Source organism: Streptococcus sp. 2741, assembly GCF_013276315.1.
Taxonomy (GTDB): domain Bacteria; phylum Bacillota; class Bacilli; order Lactobacillales; family Streptococcaceae; genus Streptococcus; species Streptococcus pseudopneumoniae.
This window is the reverse complement of record NZ_VMKU01000113.1, coordinates 11,419-23,915: the sequence shown is the minus strand read 5'-3', so window position 1 is coordinate 23,915 and position 12,497 is coordinate 11,419. Positions and strand designations below refer to the sequence as shown.

Below are 12,497 nucleotides of genomic sequence, written 5' to 3'. Positions count from 1 at the left end.
TGTACTATTTATACCATAATCCGCTTTCAACGATAAAGAAAAGGTAAGAAAAATGAAACATTTAGAAATTGAATTGAAAACACTATTGAAAAAAGATGAGTATGATCGTCTAAAAGACCAGTTCACAGGTGTCACTCCTGTTCTTCAAAAAAATTACTACATCGACACACCTGATTTTGAGCTGCGAGAAAAGAAAGTTGCTATGCGCATTCGAACTTTTGAAGACTGGGCAGAATTGACACTCAAAGTCCCGCAGAGTGTTGGAAACATGGAATACAACCAAAAATTGCAACTAAAAGATGCTGAAAACTATCTGAGCAAGAAAGAATTTCCTCAAGGGATAGTATTGGATGAATTGGCGAAACATGGTATCCAAACTAGTGAATGGCAGGTTCTTGGTTGTCTAACAACGCTTCGCTATGAAATGCAAACAGCTATTGGCCTCATGGCACTGGATGAAAGTCAGTACTTTGATATGACAGATTATGAATTAGAGCTTGAAGTGGAAAATCATGAGCAAGGCAAACAGGATTTCCAGCAATTTTTAGAGGAAAATCAGATTTCCTATCAAAAAGCTCCTTCAAAATTGGTTCGATTTGTCAAAAGCATGAAAAATAGCTGAAATAATCTCCATTTTTTGGTAAAATAGAAAAGATAAAAATACACAGGTTCTAGTTCATATATGTAAGATAAATATCACTAGGATTTAAAAAGTTTACAGAGGACGGTCTATAATGTCAGATAGAAAAAACATGAAACTTTTCGCACTCAACTCTAACCAAGAGATTGCACAGAAAATTGCTGAAGCTGTTGGTGTCCCACTTGGAAAACTATCGTCACGTCAATTTTCAGACGGAGAAATCCAAGTGAATATCGAAGAAAGTGTCCGTGGTTATGATGTTTACATCATCCAATCAACAAGTTTCCCTGTCAACAACCACCTAATGGAATTGTTGATCATGGTCGACGCTTGTGTGCGTGCAAGTGCCCACAGTATCAACGTTGTCCTTCCATATTTTGGCTATGCACGTCAAGACCGCATTGCTTGTCCTCGTGAGCCACTTACAGCAAAACTAGTTGCCAATATGCTGGTTAAGGCTGGGGTTGATCGTATCCTGACTCTTGATTTGCATGCCGTTCAGGTTCAAGGTTTCTTTGATATTCCAGTGGATAATCTTTTCACTGTCCCCCTATTTGCAAAACATTACTGCGATAAGGGACTACTCGGTTCAGATGTTGTTGTCGTTAGCCCTAAAAATTCAGGTGTCAAACGTGCGCGTAGCTTGGCTGAATATCTTGACGCTCCTATCGCCATTATCGACTATCCTCAAGACGATGCAACTCGCAACGAAGGTTATATCATTGGTGATGTTGAAGGTAAGAAAGCTATCTTGATTGATGATATTTTAAATACAGGACGTACCTTCTCTGAAGCTGCTAAAATCGTTGAACGTGAAGGAGCTACAGAAATTTATGCTGTTTCTAGCCACGGCCTCTTCGTCGAAGGAGCTGCTGAACTTCTTGACAATACTAATATTAAAGAAATTCTTGTGACTGATTCAGTAGCAACAAAAGAAAAAACTCCTAAAAACGTATGCTACATCACTGCTAGTGAGTTAATTGGTGATGCTATCGTCCGTATCCACGAAAGAAAACCAGTCAGCCCACTCTTTGCCTACAACAAAAAGAAATAAGGTGATTCTTTGATTTATTTGGACAATGCTGCAACGACTCCTATGTCAGCAGTTGCTATTTCAGCTATGACCGAGGTTATGCAAGAAACCTATGGAAATCCTTCTAGTATTCATGCTCATGGTCGTCAAGCTGGCAAACTATTGCGAGAAGCCCGTCAGGAGCTAGCTCAGTTACTGGGGACAAAACCTCAACATATCTTTTTCACTTCTGGTGGGACAGAAGGCAACAATACTGCTATCATTGGTTACTGCCTTCGTCACCAAGAACAAGGAAAACATATTATCACAACTGCTATTGAGCACCATGCTGTCCTTGAAACAATTGATTACTTGGTTCAACACTTTGGGTTTGAAGCAACCATTATCCAGCCAGAAAATCAAGAAATCACCGCCCAGCAAATTCAAGAGGCCTTACGTGACGATACGATTTTGGTTTCTACCATGTTTGCCAATAATGAGACTGGAAACCTACTGCCCATTGCTGAAATTGGCCAAATACTCAAGCAACACCCAGCCGCCTATCATGTCGATGCAGTTCAGGCTATTGGTAAAATCCCTATACACCCAGAAGAATTGGGCATTGATTTTCTCACTGCTTCTGCCCACAAGTTCCATGGTCCTAAGGGAATCGGTTTTCTCTACGCATCTAGCATGGATTTTGATTCCTATCTTCATGGCGGAGACCAAGAACAGAAAAAACGAGCCGGAACTGAAAATCTAGCTGCCATCGTGGGTATGGTTGCAGCCCTAAAAGAAGACCTAGAAAAACAGGAAGAACATTTCCAACATGTACAAAATCTAGAAACTGCCTTTCTTGCAGAGCTAGAAGGAATTCAGTATTACGTGAATAGAGGACAACATCATCTCCCTTATGTTCTCAATATTGGATTTCCTGATCAGAAAAATGACCTTTTACTCCTTCGGCTAGATTTGGCTGGAATTTCTATCTCTACTGGCTCAGCCTGTACGGCAGGCATTGTCCAATCCAGCCATGTTCTTGAAGCCATGTACGGGGCAAATTCAGAACGCTTGAAGGAATCCGTTCGTATCAGTTTGTCGCCACAAAATACTGTTGAAGACCTACAAACCCTCGCAAAAACCTTAAAAGAAATTATCGGAGGTTAGCCATATGGCATTTGAAAAAACCATTCAGTTAAAAAATTGTCGTTACGACTACACTCTTAGCCCTTCTGTTAAAAAATTCACCCTCAAAGATAACACCTTTTTTGAGACTAAGGTTGGTAACTATGAATTGACTCGCCTTTTGGAAAAAGTGCCAAACAGCGGTGAAGGCTTCCAACTCAAAATCATCATTAACAAGGAACTTACAGGGGCTAAAATCAATATCACTGACAAGTTTGGTCTTCGTCTAGTTGATATTTTCAAATCAGAAGACCACCACATTCATCAGGAAAAATTCTACTTCCTCATGGATAGCTTGGTAGAACGTGGTGTCTTTACAAAATCAGAAAGATAGGTCCCATATGTTTGAATTGACCTATAAGGACAGCTATCATGTAGAGCGTACACTCAAGTATGAGGATTATGAAGCTCTCATGCTGGCTTTGTCAGGATGTGTGACCCTGCCAGATACACTTTATGTAACTTCTCTGACTTTTAATAGCCAGAAAATTTATCAGGGTCTGGTCGGAGACCTCTACCGTTTTCTATCACATACAGATTTTTTACATCAAAACTAAGATTTTTCTTAGTTTTTTCTTGTTTTTGTTGATTTTTTCACAATGTTTCTATAAAATAGAAGAATAGAAAGGTTGTGATTTTGTGAAAGATAAACAGTTTGCTATTCCAAAAGCTACAGCGAAAAGACTCTCTCTCTACTATCGAATTTTTAAGAGATTTCATGCAGAAAAGATTGAACGTGCCAACTCTAAACAAATTGCAGAGGCTATCGGTATTGATTCAGCGACCGTACGTCGTGATTTTTCCTATTTTGGTGAACTTGGTCGTCGTGGTTTTGGCTATGATGTCAAAAAACTGATGACATTTTTTGCCGATTTGCTCAATGATAACTCTATTACCAATGTCATGCTGGTTGGTATTGGAAATATGGGCCATGCCCTTCTCCACTACCGCTTTCATGAGCGTAACAAGATGAAGATTATCATGGCATTTGACCTGGATGACCATCCTGAAGTCGGTACCCAAACTCCTGACGGGATTCCCATTTACGGAATTTCTCAAATCAAGGATAAAATCAAGGATGCCGATGTCAAGACTGCTATCCTGACCGTTCCCAGTGTTAAGTCACAAGAGGTTGCTAATCTCTTGGTAGATGCTGGTGTGAAAGGAATTCTTAGTTTTTCACCAGTCCATCTGCATTTACCAAAAGATGTGGTCGTTCAGTATGTCGATTTGACAAGTGAACTCCAAACCCTCCTCTACTTCATGCGAAAAGAGGATTAGAAAGCGAAAATCATTTTATGAAAAAACCAGTTATTGGGATAACAGGAAACGAAAAAACTCATCCAGATGATGACATCATGATGAGCTACGCAGCAAAAGGCTTTGTGGAAGGCGTTAAAGACGCTGGAGGGATTCCCATCATCCTACCGATTGGTGATCAAGAAATGGCCTGCCACTATATCAGTATGATTGACAAGCTCATCTTGACAGGTGGGCAAAATGTTGATCCAAAATTCTATGGTGAACCAAAAACCATTGATAGCGATGACTACCACCTTCAAAGAGATATATTCGAACTAGCCCTCATCAAGGAAGCTATCAAACAGAAAAAGCCTATTTTCTCCGTCTGTCGTGGGACTCAGCTTTTTAACGTTGCCATGGGCGGAACTCTGTACCAAGATATCGAAGATCATTGGCAGAATTGTTCTGCCGAGTACACAACTCAACGCTTGGTGACAGAACCTGATACTGTTCTCCGAGAAATCTATGGAGAAATCTCCCATATCAACTCCTTCCATCACCAGAGTATCAAGGATTTAGCACCAAATTTAAAGATTGCGGCTCATGATCCTAAAGATGGTATTATTGAAGCTGTCATGAGTACGGATGATGTTGCCTTTCTCGGTGTCCAATGGCACCCAGAATTTCTATTTGAAAATCGCCCCAAAGATAAAAACCTCTTTGACTATGTTGTTAATGAACTTTAGATTAAATCTGTCTTTTCACGGTAACTAAAGTAACTAGATTGTGAGACAATCAAATGGTCCAAGAGGACAATCCCCATCAGGTCGCAGGCTTCTTTAACAATTTTAGTGACATGATCATCATTTCGGCTAGGCGCTACCGCTCCCGAAGGGTGATTGTGGACCAAGATGAGTGAAGTCGCCATATGCTTGATAGCATAGTGAAGAATCTCTCGCGGCTCAGCGATACTACGAGTTGCAGAACCGATAAAAATGGTCTGTTGATGAATGATTTGATTTTGAGTATTGAGATAGAGCGCCACCAGGTGCTCTTGTTTTTTGTCCCCCAATTCCTGTTGCATCTTCTTGGCCAACTTTTGACTGCTGAGAATACTTTCCATCTCAAGAGTCTCGTGTTTGTGAATACGATGGCCCAGTTCAATCATAGCTTGTAATTCTATGGCCTTAACACGGCCGATACCAGACAGACTCTGCAATTCCTGCAGGGTCATTTTTTTCAAATCCGTTAGGCTTGAAAGATTGCTCAAGACTTTCTGGGCAATTTCAAAAACGCTAGCTTGACGTGTTCCTGTCCTGAGTAAAATAGCTAGCAACTCTTGATTACTGAGCGCTTCAACTCCTTCCTTGGCCAGTCTTTCTCTTGGTAATAGTGAATCTTCTTGGAATGAAATACTGTACATAAAAATCCTCCTCACTTTATTATTCGTGAGAAGGATGAAAAATTAGATTTTTTTCTCAATTGGGGCCACACTAGCCAAAAGTTTTTTCAAACCTACTTCTGGGAAATTGATTTTCAATTCCTGCGTAGCACCGCTACCTGAAACTTCCACAACAGTTCCCTCTCCCCACTTCTTGTGGAGGGCAATGTCACCAATGGACCAATTTGCCTCGCTAGAAGCTGATTTTGCTCCAGCTGTAAATTGACCAAATGGGAGACCGCTTGACTGGATAGATTTTGGGGCAGCACTGCGTTTACGGTCTTGAAGAGCCTGGGCAAGACTCATACCTTGACCGAAGGCAACCCCACCACTGCTATAAGATGCCTTAAAGCTTGTATTTGCTGGACGAGCCAGACCTTGATACTCAAGTAAGTCCGAGCTGATTTCGTTAATAAAACGAGTGGGACGGTTGTAGTTGGTACGACCAAAAAGCAGGCGCGAGTTGGCATTTGTTAGATAGAGGATTTTCTCTGCACGCGTGATACCTACATAGGCTAGACGGCGCTCTTCTTCTAATTCATCTGGATCTTCAGCCGCACGACTAAGTGGAAAGACATTTTCTTCCATCCCAATCAAAAAGACAACTGGAAACTCGAGACCTTTGGCAGCATGCAGGGTCATCAAGGTCACTTCTGATGTCTCCTGACTACCTGAATCTGTGTCCGCAATCAAGGCCAAGTCATTTAAGAAACGACTTAGTTTATCCAAACCAGTTTCTTCTTCTGGCCCATCAGAGGTGTCATCAAAGTTTTTCGTCACAGAAAGGAACTCTTCAATATTTTCAACCCGAGCCTTGCTTTCTAAAGTCGCTTGAGCATTTAGAATATCGACGTAACCTGTTTTTTCTAGGACGGCCTCAACCAACTCAGTAATGCTTAACTGGTCCAGTTGCTCCCGCAAATCCAGAATCATATTGGCAAAATCCCAGATAGATTGGGCTACTTTACCCTTGATACCAGACAACATGATATTGGCTGAAGCATCTAGCATAGACATGTTTTGCATATTTGCAAAGTCACGAATTTTCTCAACAGTACCTGGCCCAATTCCACGTTTTGGTTCGTTGATAATACGCTCAAAACTGATATTGTCACTCAAATTAGCAATAAGATTAAGATAAGCGATAATATCGCGGATTTCCTTACGGCTGTAGAACTTGGTTCCACCAACCATGGTATAAGGAATGTTTGACTTGAGCAGGGCTTCCTCAATAGTACGGGACTGCGCATTAGTCCGATAGAGAACTGCAAAATCCTTGTGAAGGAAGTTTTGACTCCGACCAAGTTCATCGATGGTTTTGGCTACAAATACAGCCTCATCTAGTTCATCATTGGCACGATAGTAAACGATTTGTTCCCCATCAGCATTTTGGGTCCAGAGATTCTTAGGACGGCGGTTTTTGTTGTTTTTAATGACCTCGTTGGCCGCTTGAAGAATAGTCTTCGTAGAGCGATAATTTTCTTCTAACAAAACAACCTTGGCTTGGGGATAATCTTTCTCGAAATCCAAAATATTCTGCATATCAGCACCACGCCAACCGTAGATGGACTGGTCCGCATCCCCAACCACACAAATATTTTTAAAGCGTGAAGCCAAGAGTTTGACCAATTGATACTGAGCGTGATTGGTATCTTGGTACTCATCAACATGGATGTACTGAAACTTCTGCTGATAGTAGGTCAAGACATCAGGATTTTGATCAAAGAGACGCAGGGTCAGCATAATCAAATCATCAAAGTCAACCGACTCCGACTGACGCAGTTCTTTCTGATAAGCTGTATAACACTGGGACACGATTTGCGTATACATATCGCCAGCTTGGGCAGCATAAGCTACATCATCAATCAGATCATTCTTAGCATTGGAAATGGTTCCCAAAATAGTTCGTTCATTCCATTTTTTAGGATCCAAGTTCAACTGCTTGAGAATGCGTTTCATGAGAGTTCGCTGCTCCCCTGGATCTACAATAGTAAAATTGCGATTGTAACCAATATGGTCCGCATCGCGACGCAGAATACGCACACACATGGAGTGAAAGGTCGCAATCAGACAGTCCTGAGTAGCTGGATTAAGGCTATAAGCACGCTCTTTCATCTCACGCGCAGCCTTGTTAGTGAAGGTAATAGCCAAGATATTCCAAGGATTGACCAGCTTTTCATCGATTAAATAAGCGATACGGTGGGTCAAAACTCGGGTCTTTCCAGAGCCAGCCCCCGCCATAATCAACAAGGGACCTTCTGTCGTTTGCACCGCCTCAGCCTGACGGTCATTCATTCCATTTAATAATGCGTTCATCTTCTCTTCCTTACTCTTGAAGTCAATATTTCTATTATATCAGAAATCAGGGAAAATAGAAACTTTACGGGGAGTAGCAAAATATAGCGGATTGAAACTAGAATACTACACTGTAGGTTTCTAAAACACTCGACTTTTTCACTTAATTTTTTCATGAACTAGCTCAATACATCAATATAAAAAAGGTAAATTTAAGATTGGCAATACGAACGTTAAACAGAATTCCATTTCTCTTTTTAAAACCAAAACAACGATATCGTAAAACCTCTACAGGAACAATAGATTGCGACACTAAAATATTCTCCCCTAGTTTTGCTTTACTAATAGTATATAGGAGGAGAGCCCTGAATCCTAGACCCTCTGTTATGATGTGGTTACAAACAGAGTTGGAAAAAATCTTAAAGTCAGAAAAACGCATGATATCAGCCCCTAACACTTGATACAATGCGTTTTATTATGAAAAGATCTACTGGATTTTTATCAAAATAAACTTCCAGTAGTCTTTTCAATTTTTATTAATAAGTTCCTTCTTCACCTTGGCTAGTCAAGATAACAGGTCCATCTTTCGTAATGACAAATTGGTGTTCATACTGACATGACAATCCACCGTCAATGGTCTTATGCGCCCAACCGGTTTTCATATCTGTATCGATTTCCCAGTCACCTGTATTAATCATTGGTTCAATAGTCAAGACCATTCCTTCACGGAGACGAAGTCCACGACCAGCAATACCATAGTTAGGAACCATTGGTTCTTCGTGCATGGTTGGGCCAACACCATGACCAACCAAATCACGCACTACACCGTAACCACGACTTTCAGCGTATTCTTGAATGGCTGCACCAATATCACCAATACGGTTCCCAATAACAGCTTGCTCAATCCCCTTATACATTGCTTCTTTAGTTACATCCATCAAGTTTTTCACTTCTTCGGACGGTGTACCTACAGCATAAGCCCAACAAGAGTCTGCTAAACCACCAGAATAGCTCTGAGTGTATTTCTTCATTTGCTCAACATTGTTGAAGTTTAATTTTGAGACATTCAAATCAGACTTAGCAATTGGACCTCCCAAAACCATGTCAACCTTGAGCAAATCACCATCTTTCAAGATATAGTGACGAGGGAAAGCATGAGCTACTTCATCATTAAGAGAGCAACAGGTAGCATAAGGATAGTCCATCATGGCACCGTCAACTCCAATCTGAAGCGGAAGGAAATTTTCTTCCTTACAACGACGGCGAACGTATTCTTCAACTTCCCACATATCTACGCCAGGCTTAATCAAATCACGCAAGCCAATATGGATACTTGCTAAAAAATCACCGGCCTTATCCATAGCTTCGATTTCACGAGCTGATTTTAATGTTATCATTTTTTCTCCTAGTTTCTAATTAATTTTAACGGTTACATTTGCTTTTGAAACAATCTGATGACCATGATAAATATCGTAATCAATAATAGCTGACCGTCTAGTATGGTGGATAATGCGTGCTTGAATGCGCAGTGTATCATCTATCTGAACAGCCTGCAAAAAGTAGATGAGCATCTGCTCGATAATGAGATTGCGACCACTATTCACAACTAAATCTTGGGTCATGTGAGTCAGTATCTCCGCTAATACACCATTAGCCAAAACACCGTTTTTCTCAAGCATAAAGGGTTCCACTGTAATGACGACTTCATCATGGTGATAAGCGAGTTTTTGACCAATCTGCTCAGAAAAAGTTGGTAGAGCAGAAACTTGGGAACGACTCATCTTCTCCATGACATCTCGTCGTGTCACAACTCCAAGCAAGGTTTGATTATTCCGAACAACCGGTACCATTTCAAAGTCTTCAGCAATCATCCGTTGACTCACATTGGCAATATTTGTCGATAATCCAACTAAAAATAAACTACGAGACATGACCTTGTCAATTGTGGTACTTGGTGACTTATCACCAGCATCTCTCATGGTTACAATGCCAACAACAACCTGATGTTGATTGATAACAGGAAAACGACTGCTACGATTCTTGCGTACCAAGTACAAATAATCTTTAACGGTGTCTGTCTCTCTCAGAAAACCATACTCATGACTTGGACGATAAAGCTTCTCAACTGTCAAAATATCAGTCTTGATTCGGACATTTGACAAGGCTTTATTGATCATAGTCGCAACAGTGAAAGTGTCATGCTTGCTTCTTAGAACAGGAATCCCTTTTTGATTTGCCAGTTTAAGCACATCATCATGAACATGAAAACCACCTGTAACCAAAACGGCATTTTCATTTTCCAGCGCTAGTAATTGGATACGGGTCCGGTCTCCGACAATCAAGAGTCCCCCATCATGAAGGTAGGATAGGATGTTTTGTTCAGTCATGGCACCGATAGAGAACTTACTAAATTCTCTCTCTAAACCTTCTTTCCCAGCCAGAACCTCAGAAGAAGTCACCTCTGCAATTTCAGCAAACGCTAATCTCTCTATAGCAACTTTCTGGGATTTAACACGAATTGTTCCACTTCTAGGACGGGTCTCCACAATTCCACGGTTTTCAGCTTCTTTAATAGCCCGATAGGCTGTTCCATCACTAACTCCTAGATGATTGGAAATACTACGAACACTGACTCTTTTACCTACTGGTAATTCCTCCAAATAGCTTAGAATTTCCTGATGCTTACTCATTGAACTCTCCTTTTACATACCGAAATTCAAGATAATCCCGCATTTTTCTTGTGTAACGATCACTTCCTTTAAACTGACGAATCAATCGAAATCCAGACTTAAGGGCAACCCGTTGACTTGCTTCATTTTCGAGATGGGTAATAATAGATAATTGTTTTAAATCAAATTCTTCAAAAGAAAGCTGACAAATTTTTCTAACAACCTCTGTCATAAATCCTTGCGACCAAGCATCTTTTCTCAAAAAATAGCCAAGCTCAGCTTCTTTTTTGATTTCATCTAACTTCTCAAATTTAATAGAACCAATCATTTGTTGATTTTTCTGGTCACAAATTGCCCACACTCCCAAAGGGGACTTCATAAAGTAATTGGCAAGTGCATACTGACTTTCTTCCAGACTTGCCTGCGTTGGGAAAATAAATTGAAGATTTTCTGGATTTGAAGCTACCTCGTGGAAGTCCTGATTATCACTAAAAAAGAAAGGACGCAAATACAAGCGATCCGTTTCAAAAAAAGAAAACATTGCTAATTTGGTCCAAATATTCATAAACACCTCTACGGTTTAATACTCAACAAGTCTAATATCCGCTCCTAGATTACGTAATTTTTCGATAATATCAGAATAACCACGTAAGATAAACTCGACATTGATAATTTCAGTTTGTCCCTCGGCCATCAAACCAGCAATAACTAAAGCTGCACCTGCTCTCAGGTCAGTTGCTTTAACACTGGCTCCACGTAAACTACGTCCACCCGTGTACAAAATATGACCATTTGTTGTCGAAATGTTCGCATCCATCTTTACTAGTTCAAAAACATGATTTACACGTTTTTCGTAAATCGTATCGACAATTGTACCACGACCATTCGCTCTTAGTAAAAGTGGGGTAATCGGTTGTTGCAAATCAGTTGCAAAGCTTGGGTAAGGAGCCGTCTTAATATTGATTGCTTTCAAATTAGACTGTTCCTCGACAAAAATGCTGTCTTCAGATACAGTCATTCTCACTCCCATTTCTTCCAACTTAGCAATAAATCCTTCTAGGTGTTCGTAAAGAACATTATTGATACGAATTCCTTTACCAACTGCAGCAGCTAAGGAAATATATGTTCCAGCTTCAATGCGGTCTGGAATCACCTGATGACGGGTCCCATGTAATCTTTCGACACCATCAATAATGATGATATTGGTTCCTGCCCCACGGATATGGGCACCCATATTATTCAAGAGGGTAGCTACATCAATAATTTCAGGTTCACGGGCTGCATTTTCAATAATAGTACGACCATTTGCTTTAACCGCAGCAATCATCGTATTAATCGTTGCTCCTACACTAATCGTATCCATGTAAATACTTGTACCATGAAGTCCTGTATCTTTAGCAGATAACTTCATGTTATCTCCCTCGTAGCTAACAGTGGCACCCATAGCTTCAAAAGCCTTAAGGTGTAGGTCAATCGGACGAGGACCAAGGTCACATCCTCCAGGCAAGCCAACTGTGGCTTCACCAAAGCGACCTAAAAGACTTCCATAAAAATAATAAGATGCACGAAGACTATTGATTTTCCCATAAGGCATTGGAATATTTTGAACACCTCTTGGATCAATCTCCAAGACATCGTCATAACGCTTAACAGTAGCTCCCATCAATTCCATAATTTCGACAAGACTGGCTACATCCGAAATATCTGGAACGCAATCCAAAGTCACCACATCATCAGCCAAGATAATAGCCGGAATTAAGGCCACAACACTATTTTTAGCACCACTAATAGTGATTTCACCTTGTAGTGGTAATCCACCATTGATAACAATTTTTCTCATTCTAAGTTTTCAATACTCTCTCAAGATTTCTAATAAGGTCTTTAAAATAAATTATATCATAAATGCAACCTTTTTTCCATCCTTTTCAATTTTATTGGATAAATCAGAGTTGATGAGTTAGTCACTGATACTCAATGAAAACCAAAGAGCAGATTAGGAAGCTAGCCGCAGGC

General features: G+C 40.4%; 13 protein-coding genes. 7 read left to right on the top strand and 6 right to left on the bottom strand.

Translation table 11 applies throughout. The features are described from left to right. Window positions 1-52: 52 nt before the first annotated feature. From HT671_RS09585 to HT671_RS09555, 7 genes are all read left to right on the top strand, one after another. Window positions 53-622 carry a CYTH domain-containing protein gene (locus HT671_RS09585; protein ID WP_000681273.1) on the top strand — a complete coding sequence of 190 codons (570 nt, stop codon included), beginning with the start codon at window positions 53-55 and terminating at the stop codon, window positions 620-622. A gap of 112 nt (window positions 623-734) precedes the next feature. Next, the gene (locus HT671_RS09580) at window positions 735-1,694 is read left to right on the top strand and encodes a ribose-phosphate diphosphokinase (protein ID WP_001283810.1); all 960 of its coding nucleotides are present in this window, start codon (window positions 735-737) and stop codon (window positions 1,692-1,694) included. 9 nt (window positions 1,695-1,703) lie between these two features. Further along, window positions 1,704-2,819 (top strand): cysteine desulfurase family protein, encoded by a 1,116-nt coding sequence (locus HT671_RS09575; RefSeq protein WP_050222844.1) that lies wholly within the window; start codon window positions 1,704-1,706, stop codon window positions 2,817-2,819. 4 nt (window positions 2,820-2,823) lie between these two features. Beyond that, window positions 2,824-3,171, top strand: coding sequence for a DUF1831 domain-containing protein (locus tag HT671_RS09570; protein WP_000863540.1), 348 nt, complete (start codon window positions 2,824-2,826; stop codon window positions 3,169-3,171). Between the two features lie 7 nt (window positions 3,172-3,178). Then, entirely contained in the window at window positions 3,179-3,394 is a 216-nt protein-coding gene (locus HT671_RS09565; protein WP_000462493.1) for a DUF4649 family protein, read from the top strand. A gap of 82 nt (window positions 3,395-3,476) precedes the next feature. Continuing rightward, window positions 3,477-4,118, top strand: a complete 642-nt coding sequence (locus tag HT671_RS09560) for a redox-sensing transcriptional repressor Rex (protein ID WP_000653403.1) — start codon at window positions 3,477-3,479, stop codon at window positions 4,116-4,118. Between the two features lie 17 nt (window positions 4,119-4,135). Next, complete coding sequence (locus tag HT671_RS09555) at window positions 4,136-4,825, top strand: gamma-glutamyl-gamma-aminobutyrate hydrolase family protein (RefSeq protein ID WP_000743339.1); 690 nt, start codon at window positions 4,136-4,138, stop codon at window positions 4,823-4,825. On the opposite strand, the gene radC is transcribed toward HT671_RS09555, so the two are convergent. The 6 genes from radC to HT671_RS09525 form a co-directional block, all read right to left on the bottom strand. Continuing rightward, a complete protein-coding gene (gene radC / locus HT671_RS09550; protein WP_000286927.1) occupies window positions 4,822-5,502 on the bottom strand; it encodes a DNA repair protein RadC in 681 nt (226 codons plus the stop codon). The genes HT671_RS09555 and radC overlap by 4 nt on opposite strands. A 42-nt stretch (window positions 5,503-5,544) precedes the next feature. Next, window positions 5,545-7,836 (bottom strand): DNA helicase PcrA, encoded by a 2,292-nt coding sequence (gene pcrA / locus HT671_RS09545; RefSeq protein ID WP_050222845.1) that lies wholly within the window; start codon window positions 7,834-7,836, stop codon window positions 5,545-5,547. A gap of 515 nt (window positions 7,837-8,351) precedes the next feature. Beyond that, window positions 8,352-9,212: a methionyl aminopeptidase gene (locus tag HT671_RS09540; RefSeq protein ID WP_000631540.1), complete on the bottom strand. Its 861-nt coding sequence runs from the start codon at window positions 9,210-9,212 to the stop codon at window positions 8,352-8,354. Window positions 9,213-9,227: 15 nt separating this feature from the next. Beyond that, the gene (spxR, locus tag HT671_RS09535) at window positions 9,228-10,505 is read right to left on the bottom strand and encodes a CBS-HotDog domain-containing transcription factor SpxR (protein ID WP_000033819.1); all 1,278 of its coding nucleotides are present in this window, start codon (window positions 10,503-10,505) and stop codon (window positions 9,228-9,230) included. Then, the gene (locus tag HT671_RS09530) at window positions 10,498-11,049 is read right to left on the bottom strand and encodes a GNAT family N-acetyltransferase (RefSeq protein ID WP_001028719.1); all 552 of its coding nucleotides are present in this window, start codon (window positions 11,047-11,049) and stop codon (window positions 10,498-10,500) included. The genes spxR and HT671_RS09530 overlap by 8 nt, the downstream gene beginning before the upstream one ends. 15 nt (window positions 11,050-11,064) lie before the next feature. Further along, the gene (locus tag HT671_RS09525; RefSeq protein ID WP_001227095.1) at window positions 11,065-12,324 is read right to left on the bottom strand and encodes a UDP-N-acetylglucosamine 1-carboxyvinyltransferase; all 1,260 of its coding nucleotides are present in this window, start codon (window positions 12,322-12,324) and stop codon (window positions 11,065-11,067) included. Window positions 12,325-12,497 lie beyond the last annotated feature (173 nt).

Bases quoted from the DNA above. Each gene is read 5' to 3' on its own strand.
- pcrA (WP_050222845.1), bottom strand. From the start codon at position 7,836: ATGAACGCATTATTAAATGGAATGAATGACCGTCAGGCTGAGGCGGTG.
- spxR (WP_000033819.1), bottom strand. From the start codon at position 10,505: ATGAGTAAGCATCAGGAAATTCTAAGCTATTTGGAGGAATTACCAGTA.
- HT671_RS09530 (WP_001028719.1), bottom strand. From the start codon at position 11,049: ATGAATATTTGGACCAAATTAGCAATGTTTTCTTTTTTTGAAACGGAT.
- HT671_RS09555 (WP_000743339.1), top strand. From the start codon at position 4,136: ATGAAAAAACCAGTTATTGGGATAACAGGAAACGAAAAAACTCATCCA.
- HT671_RS09540 (WP_000631540.1), bottom strand. From the start codon at position 9,212: ATGATAACATTAAAATCAGCTCGTGAAATCGAAGCTATGGATAAGGCC.
- HT671_RS09580 (WP_001283810.1), top strand. From the start codon at position 735: ATGTCAGATAGAAAAAACATGAAACTTTTCGCACTCAACTCTAACCAA.
- HT671_RS09585 (WP_000681273.1), top strand. From the start codon at position 53: ATGAAACATTTAGAAATTGAATTGAAAACACTATTGAAAAAAGATGAG.
- HT671_RS09525 (WP_001227095.1), bottom strand. From the start codon at position 12,324: ATGAGAAAAATTGTTATCAATGGTGGATTACCACTACAAGGTGAAATC.
- HT671_RS09565 (WP_000462493.1), top strand. From the start codon at position 3,179: ATGTTTGAATTGACCTATAAGGACAGCTATCATGTAGAGCGTACACTC.
- radC (WP_000286927.1), bottom strand. From the start codon at position 5,502: ATGTACAGTATTTCATTCCAAGAAGATTCACTATTACCAAGAGAAAGA.
- HT671_RS09570 (WP_000863540.1), top strand. From the start codon at position 2,824: ATGGCATTTGAAAAAACCATTCAGTTAAAAAATTGTCGTTACGACTAC.